We start from the raw sequence: 17,481 nt of genomic DNA, 5'->3' as shown, positions 1-17,481 counted from the left end.
AGAAGGGCCCGCCGACCGTCCGGTCGGCGGGCCTCTTCGCGTGTACGGTCCCTTAGAACGGCGGCATGTTGGGGAGTTCGCCGCCGTACCAGCGCATGATGAGCTGGGCGGCGATGGACAGCGGGCCCGGCGCGACGATCTCGCCCGCGTCGATGGCGGCGCCCAGCTCGTCGCGCGTGTACCAGGCGGCGTCCAGGATCTCCTCGGGGTCGGGACGCAGCGGGAGGTCCCCGTCGGTCCGCGCGGTGAACCCGAGCATGAGGCTCTGCGGCAGCGGCCACGGCTGGCTGCCGAGGTAGCGCACGTCCCGGACGGGCAGCCCGACCTCCTCCTGCACCTCCCGCGCGACGGCCTGTTCGAGGGACTCGCCCGGTTCGACGAACCCGGCGAGGATCGAGCGGCGGTCGGCGGGCCACTGCGGGCCGCGGGCCAGCAGCACGCGGTCCGACTCGTCCGTCACCAGCATGATCACGGCGGGGTCGACGCGCGGGAAGTGCTGCGAGCCGTCCTCGGGGCAGACGCGCACGTGCCCGGCGGACGCCACCCGCGTCCCGGCGCCGCACCGCGGGCAGAACCGGTGCGTGGCGTGCCAGTGCTCCAGGGCGACGGCGTGGGTGAGCAGGCCGGAGTCCTGGTCGCCGAGGAGGGCGCCGACCCGGCGGAGCCCGGCCGGCTCCGCCCCCTCGATGACCGGAAGGGGGCCGCTCACCCCGAAGTGGGCGACGCCGCCGCCGTCGACGCCGAGGAGCCACCGGTCGCCGTCCGGCGCCTGGTCCGGCCGGACGAGGACGAGTGCCGGGGCGGGCTCGAAGGTGACGAGCGACCGCCCCTCCTGGATGACCAGCACGCGCGTTCCGGGATCCGCCCACGCCTCGTCCAGCCAGGCCTCGTCGCGGCGGTTCAGCGCGACGCGGTCGAGCGTGCCCCGCGCGAGCGCGAGCCACTCCAGCGGGGCGTGCGGCATCTCCTGGGCGTCGGTCATCGTGCTCCTCTCCGGCGTGTTCAGCGCAGCGCGGCCGCGAGTTCTTCCCACAGGTACGCGGCGGTCTCGGCGCCCTTGAGCAGCAGCGGGATCTCGACCTTCTCGTTGGGGGCGTGGATGCGGTCGCCGTCCAGCCCGACCGCGACGAAGATCAGCGGCGCGTCCAGGATGTCGGCGAGGTCGGCCTCGGGGCCGCTGCCTCCCTCGCGGGTGAACAGCACCTCGGTGTCGAACGCGCGCTCCATGGCGCGCCGCGCGGCCTTCACGCCGGGCGAGTCGATCGGCGAGAAGCACGGCCGGACGCCGTTGCCCGGGACGCGGACCTCGGCCTGCACGCCGGCCGGCGTCCGCTCGGCGACCCACGCCCTGAACTGCTCCTGGACCGTGCGGGGGTCCTGCCCGGCGACGAGCCGGAACGAGATCTTGGCGTGCGCCTCGCGGGGGACGATCGTCTTGCCGCCCGGGCCGGTGTGCCCGCCCCACATGCCGTTGATCTCGGCGGTCGGCCGGGCCCAGACGCGTTCGAGGGTCGTGTAGCCCTTCTCGCCGTGGGCGGCGCGGCTGTTCCCCGCGGTGCGCAGCCACTCGGCCTCGTCGAACGGCAGCCGGGCGAACAGCTCCCGCTCCTCGTCGCTCAGCGGGACGACGTCGTCGTAGAAGCCGGGGACGGCGACGCGGCCGTCTTCGTCATGCAGGGCGGCGAGCAGCGAGGCCATCGCGTGGAGCGGGTTGGGGACGGCGCCGCCGAACGAGCCGGAGTGCAGGTCGCCGTCCGGGCCGCGCAGGGTGACCTCGGCCTCGGCGAGGCCGCGCATGCCGGTGCACATCGACGGCACGTCCGCCGCCCACATGGTGGTGTCGCTGATGACGACGGCGTCGCAGGCGAGGCGGTCGCGGTGGGTGCGCAGCAGCTCGGCGAAGTGCACCGAGCCGGACTCCTCCTCGCCCTCGACCAGCAGCTTGACGGTGACGGGCGGGGCCTGCCGCCCGGACGCGGCGAGCGCCGCGCGGATGCCGAGGGTGTGGAAGAAGACCTGGCCCTTGTCGTCGGACGCGCCGCGCCCGACGAGCCGGTCGCCCTTCTCGACGGGCTTGAACGGGTCGGTCTCCCACTCCTCCAGCGGCTCGACCGGCTGGACGTCGTGGTGGCCGTAGACGACGACCGTCGGGGCCTGCGGGTCCTCGGCGGGCCATTCGGCGAACACCGCCGGCAGGCCGGGGGTCTCCCAGACCTCGACGGTGGGGAATCCCTGCCCGCGCAGGTACTCGGCGAGCCATCGGGCGGAGGTGCGCACATCCTCGGCGTGCGCCGGGTCCCCGGAGATGGACGGGATCGCCAGCCACTCCTTGAGGTCGGCGACGAACCGGTCGCGGTCCGCCTGGATGTAGGCGACTACGTCGTTCACCTGCATGCCCCTTCGCATGTCGTAATGTCGGGCTGAGTGACCTCTGTCTGGGATCTCCAGACGTCCCGACCCCTCGGGTTCCCCGAGACGGACACTCACAGTAAGGGATCCCCTTGCCTCGATCGCGGGAGTGGCCTTGATCCTCATCGACCCGCCGCTGTGGCCCGCGCGGGGCCGCGTGTGGTCGCACATGGTCAGTGACGTGTCCTACGAGGAACTGCACGTCTTCGCCGCGGAACTGGGCATGCCGCCCAGGGCGTTCGAGCGCGACCATTACGACGTCCCGTCCGAGCTCTACCGGGCGGCGCTGCTCCAGGGCGCCGAGGCGGTGGGCTGCCAGGAGTTGCTCTCGCGGCTGACCGAGGCGGGCCTGCGGCGCCGCAAGGCGTACCGGCCCCGGACGGTCCGGCTCGGCGGTTAGGCGTTGAGAAGGAGGAGCTCCGTCCGCATGTTGGCGCGGGCGCGCTCCTCGAAGCGTTCGCGTGCGGCGGGCGTGTGGAAGAGGCGGGGCAGGGCCAGGAGGCCGCTCAGGACCTCGGCCCGTCCGGCGCGGAAGAGCTCGTCGGGGACGAACGCGTACTCCTCGCGGACGGCGGCCGCGTAGGCGGCGTAGTCCTCGGGCTCCGCGCCGAGGACGGCGAGGTCGGCGTCGCAGAGGACCTGCCCGTCGCGGTCGCCCTCCTCCGGCGCGTGCGTGGCGGTCAGCTCGACGAGCCGGACGACCCGCGCGACGGCCGCCTCCGGGAGGTCGGTGTCGGCGAGCATGCGCGCGGCCAGGCGGGCGCTGCGCTCCTCGTTGTCGGCGCGCTCGGGGTCGTAGACGGCGTCGTGGAACCAGGCGGCCATCCGGACGGCGTCGGCGTCCTCGGCGTGCCCGGCCAGCTCGTCCACGAGGTCGAGCACCGCGGTCAGGTGCGCGCGGGTGTGGTAGCGGCGGTGCGGCTCCCCGTAGCGCCGGTCGAGCTCGGTCCCGATGTGCCGGGTGTGGGGCCCCGCCAGCGCCGCCCACCGGTCGACAAGATCCATGGGGCCCATCCTGGCCGATCGCGGGACGGGCCGGGACACGCGGTGCCATCGTTCTTGCGTGCGGAGGGCGCCCCGGCCACTATTGTTGATCACTGCGAGTTAGGCAAGGCTTACCTCACTCACTGGAAGGGCCGGTCGTGGCCGCCTCTCTCTACCTGGTCGCCGGCAAGGCGACCGACTCGGTGACGCACGGGTTCCTGCCCGCCGCCGCGCGCCTGGGCCTCGACGTCACGCTCCTCACCGACCGCCCCGCCGCCCACGACGCCGGCGTGCCGGTGGTCGAGTGCGACGTCTCCGACTTCCGCGACATCATCGCGCGCGTCGGGGACGCCGCCGCGTGCGGCGGGGGCGACCCCGCGGCCGTCTTCTCCAACAGCGACTTCCTCCAGGCGCCCGCCGCCTTGGCCGCCGCGTACTTCGGCCTGCCCGCCAAGGACTGGCGGGCGGCGGCCCGCGCGAAGAACAAGGCGCTCATGCGGCGGCATCTGGCGTCCCTCGACCCAGTCTTCTCGGCGAACGCCGCGCGGGTCCCGGCGGACGCGCCGTATCCGCTCGTCCTCAAGCCGCGCGAGGGGGTCGCGAGCGAGGACGTTTTCCTCGTCCGCGACGCCACGGAACTCGCCGGCCGGGTGGAGGAGATCAGGGCCCGCCGCGGCGACCCGCTCGTGGCCGAGGAGTACCTGCCGGGCCGCCTGCACACGCTGGAGACGCTCGGCGACGGGCGGGAACTGCGGGTGCTGGGGTCGTTCCGCACGACGCTCTCGCCGCCGCCGTTCTTCGTGGAGGAGCGCCTTGAGTGGGCTCCCCCTCCCCCGGAGACGGCGCAGGTCCTGCGGCAGTTGGAGGCGCTGGGCGTCGGCTTCGGCGCGTGCCACACCGAGTTCGTCGTCCACGAGGGGCGCGCCCGCATCATCGAGGTGAACTACCGGCTGATCGGCGACCACTGCGACTTCCTGCTGGCCGATCTGCTGGGCGTGCCCCTCTTCGAGCAGATCCTGCGGGTGCATCTCGGGGAGGCCCTTCCGGGGCGGCCGGTCCCCCGTCCGCGCCATGCCGTCGCCGAGCCGGTCATAGCCGACCGCTGCGGCACGCTCGTCGCCGCGCCCGGTCCCCTGCAGATGGACGACGGCCCGGTGCGGCTGGCGTACCGCCCTCAGCGCGCGGTGGGCGACACGGTCTCCCTCACCCGGACCAACCGCGACTACCTGGGCACCGTGCGCGCCATAGGTCCAGGGCAGGACGAAGTGAACGCCGCCCTGGCGCGGTTCCGCGCGACCCACGACTGGACGATCGCGTGACCGGCGACGACGCCGAAGGGCCCTTGGCGGCCCGCGTCCTGGACGCGTTGCTGAGGGAGGACTACGCGGGCCTACGGCGCTTCGTCCGGGGCAACACGTTGGAGCTTCCGGGCCGTTCCGTGCGTCTTGTGGAAGCCCGGCCCGCCTTCCTTTCAACGCTCGTCGTGGACCCTGGGCAGGGCCTAAGGCTGAGGGACGTCTTCCATGCCGTCCGTCTGGTGGCCGACCCGCGTGACGACACGGCGTCGTTCGAGCGCGAGTGCCGTGAGGCCCTGGCGACCATCAAGCTGCACGACGACGCGCGCCCGGCCGTCCACCGGCGGCTGGGGCGCCTCCCGGCCGAGCTGCGGACGGGCCCCGGCACGTTCTACGAGACGCTGGCGGCCTACAACGACCACCCCGTGCATCCGGCCGGCCGGAGCCGCTCCGGGCTGTCCCTGGCCGAGCTGAGCCGCTACGCGCCCGAGTTCGCGCCGTCCTTCCCGCTGCGCTGGGCGGCCGTGCGGAACGCGACGCGGACCGGAACGCTCCCCGGGTGGTGGCCTACGTCGTCCGACGTGGGCCTGCGCTTGGACGACGTCGACGGGGCGCTGTTTCCCGTCCACCCGCTGGCGGCTCGGCAGGTCGACTCTCTGCCCGGCGTCTCGCTCGCGCCCGATCCCTACTTGCAGGTCACGCCCACTCTGTCGATGCGGACCGTCGCGGCCGCACCACTCGACCACGTGAAGATGCCGCTCCCGACGAGCACCCTCGGCCTCCGCAACCGGCGCACCATCATGCCCGGCACCCTCCCGGACGGCGCGCTCGTCGAACGAATCCTGCGCCAGGTCCTCTCAGAGGAGCCCTCGCTTCCCGTCCTCCTCGCCGACGAACAGACCTACGGCCATGCCGACGACCCGCTTCTCGGCTATCTCGTCCGGCGCTTCCCTGCTGAGACCGCGCACGCGCACATCGTCCCTGTGGCGGCCCTACTCGCCGAGGCACCGGACCAGGGTCACGTCATCGAACGCTGGGACGTCGAAGCGCTCTTCGGCGCCTACCTGTCGGCGCTGCTCTCCTGGAACGTCACGCTGTTCCGGTACGGCATCGCTCTGGAGGCGCATCAGCAGAACGTCGCGCTCGTCTTGGACGACTCTCCGCTCCGCCTCCTCATCAAGGACAACGACGGCGCGCTGATAGACCCGTCCCGCCTCCGGGACCGCGTCCCGCCCTCCCCCGGTACGGACCCTCGCGACCTCATCGACCGCCGGATGACGACCTCCGATCCCGAGGCCCTCGCCCGCGTCTTCGTCACCATCACCCTGCACCTCTGCGCCGCGGCGCCCGCCTTGGGCCTGACCGAGCGGGGCCTGCTCCCCTGGCGGACCGGGCTCCGGATGATCCGCGAACGGCTCGACCAGGCGCTCGGGCCGCAGGACGCGTTCCTGCGCGCCCGCACGCTCGACGCCGGCACGCTGCCCGGCAAGGCCATGGTCACCGCCGGGACCCTCGTCGACAAGGCGAGGACCGGCGCGGCCGACATCAACAAGCACTACGGCCCACCGGGGCCCAACTACCTACTGGACACGACGTGCTGCTGACAGAACCGGCCGTCACGGCCGACGACGCCACCGCGACCGCGCTGCTCAACTGCCTGATCCGGGAGGTGTGCGTGCCCGAGCAGCAGGTCTGGCCGGACGGTGGCCGCCTCGTGTTCCGGCTGCCCCGCGCGGGGGTCGTGCTGCGCGCGGGCCTGGCCCGTCCCCCCGTCGGGGCGAGCCACCGCCTGGCACCGCCCTACGAGGAGCGCCGCGAGGACGAGTGGATACGGGCTCCCTGGGACAGGCTGGCGAACCTGGTCGCGGGCGAACTGGAGTTGGCGACCGGCTCCCCGAACGCGGAATTCCTCGTCCAGGTGGGCGACAGCCACGCCGCGCTCACCGCGATCCTCGCCGCCAGGGGCGAGTCCGTTGAAGACCGCTACATCGACTCGGAGCAGTCTCTTGTCGCTGGGCACCGGTTCCACCCGTCTCCCAAGGCCCGCCAGGGTTCGCCGGAGGAGTGGCTACCGTACGCGCCCGAGACGAGGGTTCGGTTCCGTCCTCTGTGGCTTGCCGTTCCTGCGGAGTTCGTAGCTGAGGAAGGGGCTGCGGAGGCGTTCACAGCTCTGGAGGCGCATGGCCCCTCGGCGCCCACGGGACGTCGTTTGCTTCCTGTCCATCCGTGGCAGTTCTCCCTGCTTGCGGACAACCCGGTCTTGCAGAGGGCACTTGCGAACGGCTCTCTGGTCAATCTCGGCCCGTCCGGCATGGAGGCGGTGCCCACCTCGTCCGTCCGGACCGCGTACCTGCCGGACGCCGACGTGTTCTGCAAGTTCAGCCTGGATGTGCGCATCACCAACTGCGTCCGCAAGAACGCCTGGTACGAACTGACCGGCGCGATGACGCTCGATGAGCTGCTGCCGCCCATCCTGGAGAAGCTGAACGCCACTTTCCTCAGAGAACCCGCCTACCGCAGCGTCGCCCTCCCGGACCGCCGCCTGTACGAGGGGCTCGGGGTGATACTGCGTCAGGGCGTCAGATCCCTTCCCGGAACGCCTCTCCTTGCGGGTGCTCTCGCCGACCCCTACAACGAGCTCCTCGCCGGGCTGCCCGCCCTCTCGTCCCCGGACGGCGCCCAAGCCTGGTGGGACGCATACGTAGCCCATGTGGCACCGCCCGTGCTGGGCGCCTATCTGGACCACGGCGTCGTCCTGGAACCTCATCTGCAGAACGTTCTGATGTGTGTCGACGCTGACGGCATGCCCGTCCACGCCGTGTTCCGTGACATGGAGGGCACCAAACTGACCGCCGGCCATTGGGACCTTTCGCATCTCCCCTCCCGCGTGGCCGAGAGCCTCACCTACGCCCCCGACAGAGGCTGGAACCGCGTCGTCTACTGCCTCCTCGTCAACCACTTCACCGAGATAGCCGCCGCCGTGGCCGACCTCCATCCGTCCTTGGACGAGGCCCTCTGGCACGCGGCGCGCAAACACTTCGCCGCCTATGACCGTCACCCCCAGGTGAGGGCTCTCCTAGCCGGTGTGCCGCTGCCGGCCAAGGCGAATCTCCGCACCCGCTGGTCACGGACGGCCGACCGCGGCGCGGCCTACGTCCCCGTCCCCAACCCGCTCGCGGCGCCCCGACCGTTGTGAACGAGTTCGCGCTGAACCTCGACCGGTACCCGGCTTACGTCTACGACCTGCCCGGCCTCGAATCCCACGTCCGCGCCATACGCACAGCGCTGCCGGGAACGGAGGTCTACTACGCCGCCAAAGCCAATCCGGACCCCGAGATCCTCCGGACCCTCGCGCCTCACGTCGATGGCGTGGAGGTGTCGTCCGGCGGCGAACTCGCCCACGTCCGCGAGACCCTCCCCAGCATGCCCGTGGCTTTCGGCGGGCCCGGGAAAACGGCCGACGAACTGGCCCTGTCTCGCACGCTCAAGGCCGACCGGATCCACGTGGAAAGTCCGAACGAACTGGCCCGCCTAGCCGCCCTCGGCCCGGCCGACATCCTGCTCCGCGCGAATCTCCCGGTGCACGCACCGAACGCCGCCCTCACCATGGGAGGCCCCTTCGGCATGGACGAAGACACCCTCGACCATTGCGTCCGCCTCTTGGCCGGATATCCGAACCTCACGCTCCGAGGCGTCCACGCACATCTGGCATCCGGCCTGGACGCACCGGTCATGCTCGGCTTGGCCCACCAGATAGCGGAATGGGCGATCCCCTGGCTGCGCTCCCAGAGAGTGGACGACCCCGAGCTGAATGTGGGCGGCGGCATGGCGGTCGACTACACCGCCCCGGAATCCCGCTTCGACTGGCAGACCTACGGGGCGGGTCTAAGCCGCATCCCCGCGAAAATTCGCATAGAGCCGGGACGGGCTATGACCGCCTACCACGGCTGGTACGTCACCGACGTCCTGGACGTGAAAACCACACGAGGCGAGACCTACGCCATTCTCCGAGGCGGCACCCACCATCTGAGAACCCCCGTGACGAAGGGCCACGACCAGCCTTTCAAAGCCCTCACCGCGAACGGCCCGGAACGTCGGGTCACTTTGGTGGGCCAGCTCTGCACCCCGAAGGACGTCTTCGCGCGCGACGTCCTCGTCCCCTCGCTCGTGCCAGGGGACGTCATCGCCTTCACCATGGCCGGCGCCTACGCCTGGAACATCTCCCACCACGATTTCCTGATGCACCCGAAACCGGCCTTCCACTACCGGCGCTGACCGGGCCCGCGCAGTCAGCCGCGAGGGCTCCCGTACCAGCGCCATGACGTGACGCGCGGGTGTCCGGGCAGGTCCCCGCGACCAGTGGCCCAAAGCAGGGTCGGCCAAGGGTCGGTGTCGTGCGGTGCGCCGGGGAACAGACGGCCCAGCACGCGGGCGCAGAGGTCTGCGGGCGGCTCCCACGGCAGCCCCAGCCCCTCCGCCAGGTCGTGCATGTGGACGAGGGTCTCGACGATCCCCATGGCGGCGAACCCCTCGGCGTCCGAGGCGCCGAAAGTGTGGTGCGCGCGGACGTCGGGGGGCGTGTGGCGGACCACCGCGGACAGCATCCCGCCGCACGCGTCGAGAACCTGCAGGAGCCCCGCGGGCCCCGCGCTCCTGTCAGCGTGGACGGCGTTGGCCGGCCCGCCGGGCCGCCGGCTCTCCCAGACGAACGGCACCTCGCCGTCCATCGGCGGCGTCCTCGGCGCGATCTGGGCGGCGTAGGCGAACAGGTCGTCGCTGAGATGCTCGACGGTCTCCCAGCAGTCCCATTCGAGCGACCCGGCCTTCCCGCTCCACGCCTCCGGGGGCGCCTCCCGCAAGGCGGCGACGGCCAGTCGAACGGCGAGGTCGAGATCGTCTGCGGTCACGGCGGCGGTCGAGTGCGGCATGCCCCGACGCTACTGGACGCTCCCGGACCGCCGGTCACCTCATCGGCGCGGCGGTCCCGCTCACGCTGATGCCCGCGTCCCCCGGAGGGACGTCCACGAGCAGCCGGCTGGGACGGCCCATGTCCTCTCCCTGGCGGACGATGATCCGGGCCGGAGGGGCGACGAGGCCCAGCGAGCGCAGGTACCCGCCGAAGGCCGCCGCGGCGGCGCCGGTCGCCGGGTCCTCCACGACCCCGCCCGGCGGGAACGGGTCGCGCGCGTGGAAGACGGTCCCGCTCTCCCGCCAGACGAGGTGGACGGTCGTCCAGCCGCGGCGCGCCATGAGCCCGCCGAGCGCGTCCGAGTCGTAGTCGAGGCCGGCGAGCCGGGCGCGGGTGGACGCCGCCAGGACCAGGTGGTCGTTGCCGGCGTTGGCGATGCGCGGCGGCAGCCCGGGGTCGAGTTCCCCGGCCTCCCAGCGCAGCGCGTCCAGGGCCTCGGCGAGGTCGGTCTCCTCGACGGCCCGGACGGTGGGCGGGACGCTCGTGAGGGTGGCGAGGACGCGGCCGTCCGCCTCCCGGGTCTCGACCCCGACCTCCCCGGCCGGGGTGCCCAGCCGCAGGCGCCCCGTCCCCCGGCGCTCGGCCAGCGCGACGGCGGTCGCGATCGTGGCGTGCCCGCAGAAGGCGACCTCGGCCAGCGGGCTGAAGTAGCGGATCGCGAACCGCTCGGGCGCCCCTCCCTCGTCCACGAGGAAGGCCGTCTCGGAGAACCCGATCTCCGCCGCGATCTCCTGCATCCTCGCGGCGTCCAGGCCCCGGGCGTCCAGGACGACCCCGGCCGGGTTGCCGCCCTCGCCGTCCACGTCGAACGCGGTGTAGCGGAGTGCTCGTGCGATGTCGCTCATGCGGGAAGTCTGCTCCAGCGACTACCATCGCGTCCAACGATGATTGTTGATCGAAGGCATCGGGATATTCGATGGACACGCGCCTCCTCACCACCTTCCTGGCGGTCCTGCGCACCGGCGGCATGACCACCGCCGCGGCGGAGCTCGGCTTCGTGCAGTCCACGGTCACCGCGCACGTCCAGGCACTGGAGCGCCTCGCCGGGACGCCGCTGCTCGACCGCCGGCCCGGCGGCGTCTCCCCCACCCGCGCCGGGTCGCTGCTCGCCGAGCACGCCCGGGGCGTCCTCGACCTCCAGGAGCGGATGCTCGCCGAGGTCACCGCCGCCGCCACCGAGCCGTCCGGCCCGGTGCGGCTCCGGGCGCCGGAGTCCGTCTGCGCCTACTGGCTCGCGCCCCTCATGCCCCGGCTGCGGGCGCGGCTCCCGGACGTGTCCCTGTCGCTGTTCCCCGCCGACACGCGGACCGCGCTCACCGCGCTCGCCGACCGACGCGCCGACCTGGCCCTCGTCCTCGACCCCTCGCCCGACCCGTCCGGCGTGGACCTGGTCGATCTCGGCCCCCAGCCCCTGTCACTCGTCGCCGCGGCGTCCACGCCGCTTCCCGGGGACCGCCCCCTGACCCCTGCGGAACTGGCCGCGACCGGAGTCCTGCTCCTTGAGGAAGGCTGCTCCTACAGCGACGAGATCGCCGCGCTGGTGGCGGCCGCCGATCCCACGGCGAACCCGCCCCGCTTCGGCGGCATCGAAACGGCGAAGCGCTGTGCGGCGGCCGGCCTCGGCGTGGCGCTCCTGCCGGCGGTCACGGTCGCCGACGAACTCGCCGCCGGCGCGCTCGCCGAACTGGTTCCGCCCGCGGGCCTGTCCCGGCACCACCTCTGGCTGGCCGAGCCGTCCTCCCGCTGGCGCTCCCCCGCCGTCCACGCCGTCCGCACCGCCCTGATCGACTCGATCAGCCGGCCGGGCGAGGCGGCCGCGCCCGGTTCGCCACCGCGTCCCTAGCGTTCGGTTTTCGCGCGCTCGTAGTGCCGGGCTGCCTTGGCCCGGTTCCCGCAGACGGCCATGGAGCACCAGCGCCGGGTGCCGTTCTTGGTCGTGTCGTGGAAGTGCAGCACGCAGTTCGGGTGCGCGCAGGCCTTGACCCGGTCGGGACTTTCGGCGACGAGGCGCAGGTAGTCGGCGGCGGCCAGCCATGACGGCAGCCACGCGGGATCGTCGGTTCGCGGATGGTTCTCCGGGCCGCCCGACCCGAATCGGTAGTGCAGGGCACCGCGTTCCAGGACGTGGTTGAGCGCGTCCACCGCCTCGGGGGACGGGCCCCCGTCCACGAGCGCCAGAAGGACATCGCGGGTCCGCAGCGCGGCGTCGAGCGTCGCCCGGTCGGCCGCGGCGCGCCCGTCCAGGCCGGCCGACCGGAGCCAGACGGCCAGGCCGTCGGCGGAGTCGAGCAGATCGCGGGGAACGCCGTCCTCGGCCCACCGGGTGTTGAGCAGGTCCAGGCACAGCGGCTCCCCCACCAGCGGACGGGGGTCCGCGGCGTCCCGCTGCGGGAGTCCGTCTTCCGGCTGCACACCGCGATTCTACCCACCTATCGCGACTTAGCCGGTTGACGTTGACGATCTAACCTCTTATCTTCAGTTAGCCAGTTAGATTGACGCCGGGCGCGAGAGCCCCGGGTTCGTGAGGAGTGCCATGGAGACGGTCGCGATCAAGGCCCTGCAGACGGGGCACGTGGGGCTGAACGTGAACGACTTGGATCGTTCCCTGCCCTTCTACCTGCGGGTGTTCGGGTTCGAGGTGCAGGCCGAGGGCCACGAGCCCGGCCGCCGCTGGGCCTTCCTCGGCCGGGACGGGCGGCTGGTGCTGACCCTGTGGGAGCAGAGCGACACCGTGTTCGCGACCCGCTCGGCGGGCCTGCACCACCTGTCCTTCCAGGTCGAGTCGATCGAGGAGGTGAAGGCCGCCGAACAGGTGCTGCGTGAACTGGACGCCACGTTCGCCCACGACGGCGTCGTCCCGCACGGCGAGGGCGTCTCCTCCGGCGGCATCTTCTTCACCGACCCGGACGGGACCCGCCTGGAGATCTACGCGCCGGCCGGCGCCGACACCGCCCCCGCACCCAGCGGGGCTGCCCCCACCTGCGGATTCTTCTGACCCCACCGGCACGTCGAAAGGAGGCCGCTGTGGCGGCCGACGTCTACCACCAAGGCGAACGAGCCGCCCAGCGGCGCGCCGGCCTGCTGGACCAGGGCGCGTTCTCCTCCCGCGCCGTCCGCGCGGAGATCCCCGAGGTGGCGCGCAGGTTCCTGCTCCAGCAGCCGATGCTGGTGCTGGGCGCCGCCGACGACCGGGGACGCCTGTGGGCCACCCTCGTCACCGGGCGGCCCGGCTTCCTGCACGCCGAGGACGACCGCACCCTCGCGATCGGCGCCCGACCCGGACCCGGCGATCCGCTGCACGACCGGCTCACGCGCCCGGCACCGGTCGGCATGCTGGCCATCGAACCCGCCCGGCACCGCCGGATGCGGATGAACGGCCGCGCCGTCCCGGCCGGGCACGGCCTGCGCGTCGATCTCGACCAGGTGTACGCCAACTGCCCCAAGTACATCCAGAAGCGGCAGCCGCGGTGGGAACCGGCCGCACCGTCCCCGCCGCGCCCGTCCAGCGTTCTGACCGGCGACCAGCAGCGGTGGATCGGCGGCGCCGACACCTTCTTCATCGCCACCGCCGACCTGGACGGCGACGCCGACGCCTCCCACCGCGGCGGCGCGCCCGGATTCGTGGACGTGGTGTCGCCGACCGTGCTGCGGTGGCCCGACTACATCGGCAACGCCATGTTCAACACGCTGGGCAACCTGGAGGTCCAGCCCCGGGCCGGACTGCTCTTCTGCGACTGGCGCACCGGCGGCGTGCTCCACCTCACCGGCACCGCGCGCACCGACTGGGACCCCGCGCACGCCGCCGCGGTGCCGGGCGCCGAACGGCTGGTCGAGTTCACCGTCACCGGCGTCGTCGAGATCGCCGGAGCCGTCCCGCTGCGCTGGAGCGACCCCGTCCCGTCCCGCTTCAACCCGCCCGTGGACCTCACTTGAATCTCCCCTGAGGGGAGATGCCACGCTGAGGCCATGGACGGTGAAGCGACCTACTCCATCGGCGAACTCGCCCGGAGCGCCGGGATCAGCGTGAAGGCCGTGCGGTTCTACACCGAACGCGGGATCGTCCCGGCGCGCAGGACCGCGTCGGGGCACCGGCGCTACGGGTCCGACGCCGTGGCCCGGCTGGGCCTGGTGCGGACGCTGCGCGAGCTGGGGATCGACCTGGCCACCGTCCAGAAGATCGTTGACCGCGAGGTGCCGGCCGCCGAGGCGGCCGCCGCCCACGCCGAGGCCGTGGCCGTCCAGATGCGGATGCTGCGGCTCCGGCACGCGGTCCTGACCATCGCCGCCCGGCGCGGCAGCGACCCCGAGGAGATGGAACTGATGCACCGGCTCGCCCGTCTGTCCGCCGCCGAGCGCGGCGACCTCGTCGGCGACTTCCTCACCAGCTCCTTCGGCGCCCCCGAGACCGGCCCGATGCCCCGCGTCCTGCACCGGTCCCTGGCCCCCGAACTGCCCGAGGACCCCACCTCGGAGCAGCTGGCGGCCTGGGTGGAACTGGCCGAACTCACCCGCGACCCCGATTTCCGCACCCTGATGCGGGACCTGTTCAACGACCACACCGCCGAGGCCGCCCGCCGCCCCAAGGGCCCGCCGCGCAAACACGCCGTCGCGCGCGTCACCGAGACGGCCCGCCCGCTGCTCGCCGCAGGTGTCGCCCCCGACTCGCCGGAGGCGGCCGAGGCCGTCACCGCGGTCGTCGCCGCCTACGCGGAGTTCCAGGACCGCCCCGACACCCCCGCCCTGCGCGCCCGCCTGGCCGCCTACCTGACCGGCGCCAACGACCCGCGCCGCGAGCGCTACCTGACCCTGCTGTCGACCGTCAACGGCTGGGCCCCGCCCGACCACCCCCGCGACGAGATCGACTGGTTCCTCACCGCCCTCACCGCCTCCTGACCGGGCCCCGCCGCGGTTGGACGGCGGCGCGTCCGAGGGAGCACGTTGGCCGTTGGCAGATGGTGCCTTTGCCTGGAGGAAAGGCGGGTATGCCGGGGGCGGACGGCGTCGGGTCATCGGAGGAGTGGCTTGCTGGTGCTTGAGCGGGTGCGGGGTGCTGCGGAGGCGGGGGTCAGGGCGGCCCGGGCGGTGCGGGACTCCGGAGTGGTGCGGCCCGTCCGGCCTGATCGGGCGGTTCGGCTGCTGTTCCCGTACGTGCGGTTCGGGCCCGTGCCCGCGACGCTCGGCGCCATGGCTGCGCTGCGGTTCCCCGAGCGGACGGCCCTGATCGACGAGCGCGGGGAGCTGTCCTACGCGGAACTCGAACGGCGGGCGGCGTCGCTGGCCACGGCGCTCGGCGGCCGGTTGGGGGACGGGAAGGTCGGAGTCCTGTGCCGCAACCACCGCGGGTTCGTCGAAACGGTCCTCGGGGCGTCGCGGCTCGGCAATGACGTCGTGCTGCTGAACACCGACTTCTCCGGCAGGCAGCTGGGGCAGGTCCTCGAACGCGAAGGGATCGAGCTGCTCGTTCACGACGAGGAGTTCGCCCCGGCCGTCGAGGAGTCGGGGTTCGACGGGCAACGGGTGCTCGCCTGGGCCGAGGAGGGAGGCGCGACGATCGACTCGCTGATCGCGGAGACCGCCGCCGAACCCGTCAAGCCCGGGCGGGCCGGCCGGGTGGTCCTCATGACGTCCGGGACGACCGGCACGCCCAAGGGGGCGCGGCACGATCTGTCCGCGTCCTCGCTGCTGCCCGCGGCCCTGAGTCATCTGATGCGCGTTCCCGTCCGGTCGGGCGCGCCGATGGTCGTCGGGCCACCGCTCTTCCACCTGCTCGGCTTCGCGTACACGACGGTCGGGCTCGCCATGGGGGCGCCGCTCGTGCTGTCCCGCCGCTTCGACCCGCGGCGGACGCTGGAGACGATCGCGGACACCGGGGCGGAGGCGCTCGTGGCGGTGCCGGTGATGCTCCAGCGCATCCTGGACGTGCAGGACGCGCCGCCGACGCCGGCGCTGCGGGCGGTCGTGTGCGGCGGGGCCGCCCTGCACCCGCACCTGTCCGAGGCGTTCATGGACGCGTTCGGCGACGTGCTCGTCAACGTGTACGGCGCGACCGAGACCGGGTGGGCCACGATCGCCACGCCCGAGGACCTGCGGGCCGCGCCCGGGACGGTCGGCCGGCCGTCCTTCCGGCTCACGATTAAGGTGCTCGGGCGGGACGGGCGCGAGCTGCCCGCGGGCGAGACCGGGGAGGTCCACACCGGCGGCGGCCTGCGGTTCGCCGGCTACACCGGGGGCGGCGGCAGGCGGGTGCGCGGCGGGCTGACCGGCACCGGCGACCTCGGGCACTTCGACGCGGCGGGACGGCTGTTCATCGACCGCCGCGCCGACGACATGATCGTCTCGGGTGGGGAGAACGTGTTCCCCGGGGAGGTGGAGAACCTGCTCGGCGGCCACCCGGACGTCGCGGAGGCGTCGGTGACCGGGGTGGACGACGAGAGGTTCGGGCAGCGGCTCGCCGCGCACGTCGTCAGGCACGAGGGGGCGGCCGTCACCGAGGACGACCTCAAGGAGTACGTGCGCGCGCACCTGGCCCGGTACAAGGTCCCGCGGGACATCCGGTTCGTCCGCGAACTGCCCCGCACCAGCACCGGCAAGGTCAGGCGGCGGGCTCCCGGCGACCGTTGAGGGAACGCCCGGGCCCAGGGCCGCGAGGTCCCGGGCGCACCCCGTCCCGAGGGTCAGGCGGCGCCGGCGCGCCGCTTGGCCGCCATGCAGATGCGGGCGAGGTCGTTGAGGGCGTCGGCGCGGCGCTCGTCCAGCGTCCGGCGGTCGCCCGGCCCGGCCTCGGCGAGGGTGTCGATGACCAGGGAGAACACCGGCCATTCGGCGGGCCCGATGGCGCCCTGGAAGTCGACGCCGTCGGCCAGGTCGTCCAGGTCGAGGTTGCGGGCGAAGGTGGCGAGGGCGGCCTCGGCCGCGACCACGCCGATGCGCATCGCCAGCGCGGCGGGCTCGCGATCGAGGGAGCGCACGGTGCTAGAACCCATGTTCGACAACATAGACCACACGCGTCACACGCGTCGAAAGTTTGCTCGAAAACGTTATCCGACGATGGCCTGCTGGAAGAGGTAGGAGTGCGTGAAGTGCAGGGCGCCGTCGACCATGCTCGGGCGCATGCCGGTGGCCGGTCCCCCCGCCAGCTCGTCCTCCAGCTCCCGCCTGATCCGCGCCGCGGCCTCCGAGGGGGTGTGCGAGAACTCCAGCCACGGGTCCAGCGGGCGGCCGAGGTCGAACCGATCGGCGCGCTTCACCGTCGCGCCCGCCGCCGTGACGAGTTCGGTGATCCGCGCCTCGGTGAGGGCCTCGCCGTGCGAGGGGTCGCGGAGGCGCTCGATCCGGTCGGGGTCGCCGTCCAGGCCCTCGGGCCGGACCAGGTCGGCGATGATCAGCGCGGCGCCGGGCCGGCTGACCCGGGCCATCTCCTTCACGACGGCCCCGGGGTCGGCGACCTGGTGCAGCGAGAAGCGGGTGACGACGAGCGTGAACGAACGGTCGAGGTAGGGCAGGGCGGTGGCGTCGCCGTGCGCGAAGGTGACGTTGGTGAGGCCGGCGTGGTCGGCGTCGCGCTTGCCTTCGGCGAGCATCGCGGGCGTGATGTCGAGCGCCGTCACGTGCCGGACGCGGCGGGCGATCGCGCGGGACACGATGCCTGTCCCGGCGGCGACCTCCAGGACGACGTCCTCCAGATCGAGCTCGGGGTCCATGAACCGGACGAGCCGGTCCAGGTGGCGGGTGAACGCCGTGTTCAGCCTCGGGTCGGAGAACCCGGCCGCCTGCTTGGAGAACTCCCGTACCACCTTCTCGTCATGGGTCACCGACACGCCGCCT

General features: G+C 73.0%; 18 protein-coding genes. 10 read left to right on the top strand and 8 right to left on the bottom strand.

The features are described from left to right. Positions 1–52: 52 nt before the first annotated feature. Together nudC and AB0C84_RS23705 are read right to left on the bottom strand one after the other, a co-directional pair. Positions 53–982 (bottom strand): NAD(+) diphosphatase, encoded by a 930-nt coding sequence (gene nudC, locus AB0C84_RS23710; protein WP_361070034.1) that lies wholly within the window; start codon positions 980–982, stop codon positions 53–55. A gap of 20 nt (positions 983–1,002) precedes the next feature. Beyond that, a complete protein-coding gene (locus AB0C84_RS23705) occupies positions 1,003–2,388 on the bottom strand; it encodes a dipeptidase (RefSeq protein WP_258941436.1) in 1,386 nt (461 codons plus the stop codon). 136 nt (positions 2,389–2,524) lie between these two features. On the opposite strand from AB0C84_RS23705, the gene AB0C84_RS23700 reads away from it, so the two are divergent. Continuing rightward, positions 2,525–2,809, top strand: coding sequence for a DUF4031 domain-containing protein (locus tag AB0C84_RS23700; RefSeq protein ID WP_361070030.1), 285 nt, complete (start codon positions 2,525–2,527; stop codon positions 2,807–2,809). Here AB0C84_RS23700 and AB0C84_RS23695 read toward each other — a convergent pair. Continuing rightward, positions 2,806–3,414 (bottom strand): metal-dependent phosphohydrolase, encoded by a 609-nt coding sequence (locus AB0C84_RS23695; RefSeq protein ID WP_361070027.1) that lies wholly within the window; start codon positions 3,412–3,414, stop codon positions 2,806–2,808. The genes AB0C84_RS23700 and AB0C84_RS23695 overlap by 4 nt on opposite strands. A gap of 137 nt (positions 3,415–3,551) precedes the next feature. Here AB0C84_RS23695 and AB0C84_RS23690 point away from each other — a divergent pair, with 137 nt between their 5' ends. Genes AB0C84_RS23690 through AB0C84_RS23675 form a run of 4 tightly spaced genes read left to right on the top strand, consistent with a single transcriptional unit; the run spans position 3,552 to position 8,963 of the window. Beyond that, positions 3,552–4,712 carry an ATP-grasp domain-containing protein gene (locus AB0C84_RS23690; RefSeq protein WP_361070024.1) on the top strand — a complete coding sequence of 387 codons (1,161 nt, stop codon included), beginning with the start codon at positions 3,552–3,554 and terminating at the stop codon, positions 4,710–4,712. Further along, a complete protein-coding gene (locus AB0C84_RS23685) occupies positions 4,709–6,292 on the top strand; it encodes an IucA/IucC family protein (protein ID WP_361070022.1) in 1,584 nt (527 codons plus the stop codon). Before AB0C84_RS23690 ends, AB0C84_RS23685 begins: the two co-directional genes overlap by 4 nt. Next, positions 6,283–7,884, top strand: a complete 1,602-nt coding sequence (locus tag AB0C84_RS23680) for an IucA/IucC family protein (protein WP_361070019.1) — start codon at positions 6,283–6,285, stop codon at positions 7,882–7,884. The genes AB0C84_RS23685 and AB0C84_RS23680 overlap by 10 nt, the downstream gene beginning before the upstream one ends. Then, the gene (locus AB0C84_RS23675; protein ID WP_361070016.1) at positions 7,881–8,963 is read left to right on the top strand and encodes an alanine racemase; all 1,083 of its coding nucleotides are present in this window, start codon (positions 7,881–7,883) and stop codon (positions 8,961–8,963) included. The genes AB0C84_RS23680 and AB0C84_RS23675 overlap by 4 nt, the downstream gene beginning before the upstream one ends. 14 nt (positions 8,964–8,977) lie before the next feature. Here the strand turns inward: AB0C84_RS23675 and AB0C84_RS23670 are convergent, their stop codons facing one another. Further along, positions 8,978–9,616, bottom strand: a complete 639-nt coding sequence (locus tag AB0C84_RS23670; protein WP_361070013.1) for a maleylpyruvate isomerase N-terminal domain-containing protein — start codon at positions 9,614–9,616, stop codon at positions 8,978–8,980. A 34-nt stretch (positions 9,617–9,650) separates the two neighbouring features. After that, positions 9,651–10,502 carry a PhzF family phenazine biosynthesis isomerase gene (locus AB0C84_RS23665; protein ID WP_361070010.1) on the bottom strand — a complete coding sequence of 284 codons (852 nt, stop codon included), beginning with the start codon at positions 10,500–10,502 and terminating at the stop codon, positions 9,651–9,653. A gap of 71 nt (positions 10,503–10,573) precedes the next feature. Between AB0C84_RS23665 and AB0C84_RS23660 the strand changes: the two genes are divergently transcribed. Next, complete coding sequence (locus AB0C84_RS23660) at positions 10,574–11,500, top strand: LysR family transcriptional regulator (protein ID WP_361070007.1); 927 nt, start codon at positions 10,574–10,576, stop codon at positions 11,498–11,500. Here the strand turns inward: AB0C84_RS23660 and AB0C84_RS23655 are convergent. Further along, on the bottom strand, positions 11,497–12,069 hold the full coding sequence (locus AB0C84_RS23655; RefSeq protein ID WP_361070004.1) for a CGNR zinc finger domain-containing protein: 573 nt from the start codon (positions 12,067–12,069) through the stop codon (positions 11,497–11,499). The genes AB0C84_RS23660 and AB0C84_RS23655 overlap by 4 nt on opposite strands. Positions 12,070–12,190: 121 nt before the next feature. Here AB0C84_RS23655 and AB0C84_RS23650 point away from each other — a divergent pair, with 121 nt between their 5' ends. The 4 genes from AB0C84_RS23650 to AB0C84_RS23635 all read left to right on the top strand — a co-directional run bounded on the left by AB0C84_RS23650 (position 12,191) and on the right by AB0C84_RS23635 (position 16,278). Next, positions 12,191–12,652 (top strand): VOC family protein, encoded by a 462-nt coding sequence (locus AB0C84_RS23650; protein ID WP_361070001.1) that lies wholly within the window; start codon positions 12,191–12,193, stop codon positions 12,650–12,652. A gap of 29 nt (positions 12,653–12,681) precedes the next feature. Beyond that, positions 12,682–13,590, top strand: coding sequence for a pyridoxamine 5'-phosphate oxidase family protein (locus AB0C84_RS23645; protein ID WP_361069998.1), 909 nt, complete (start codon positions 12,682–12,684; stop codon positions 13,588–13,590). Between the two features lie 33 nt (positions 13,591–13,623). Then, positions 13,624–14,550 (top strand): MerR family transcriptional regulator, encoded by a 927-nt coding sequence (locus tag AB0C84_RS23640; protein WP_361069995.1) that lies wholly within the window; start codon positions 13,624–13,626, stop codon positions 14,548–14,550. A 135-nt stretch (positions 14,551–14,685) separates the two neighbouring features. After that, the gene (locus tag AB0C84_RS23635; protein ID WP_361070095.1) at positions 14,686–16,278 is read left to right on the top strand and encodes an AMP-binding protein; all 1,593 of its coding nucleotides are present in this window, start codon (positions 14,686–14,688) and stop codon (positions 16,276–16,278) included. Between the two features lie 53 nt (positions 16,279–16,331). Here AB0C84_RS23635 and AB0C84_RS23630 read toward each other — a convergent pair whose 3' ends face one another. Continuing rightward, on the bottom strand, positions 16,332–16,640 hold the full coding sequence (locus AB0C84_RS23630) for a hypothetical protein (RefSeq protein ID WP_179843679.1): 309 nt from the start codon (positions 16,638–16,640) through the stop codon (positions 16,332–16,334). A gap of 54 nt (positions 16,641–16,694) precedes the next feature. Beyond that, positions 16,695–17,474: a methyltransferase domain-containing protein gene (locus tag AB0C84_RS23625; protein ID WP_361069991.1), complete on the bottom strand. Its 780-nt coding sequence runs from the start codon at positions 17,472–17,474 to the stop codon at positions 16,695–16,697. Between the last annotated feature and the right edge of the window lie 7 nt (positions 17,475–17,481).

Source organism: Actinomadura sp. NPDC048955 (assembly GCF_040649435.1).
Taxonomy (GTDB): domain Bacteria; phylum Actinomycetota; class Actinomycetes; order Streptosporangiales; family Streptosporangiaceae; genus Spirillospora; species Spirillospora luteofluorescens.
The sequence above is the reverse complement of the archived record's forward strand: the minus strand, read 5'-3'. Positions and strand labels throughout refer to the sequence as shown.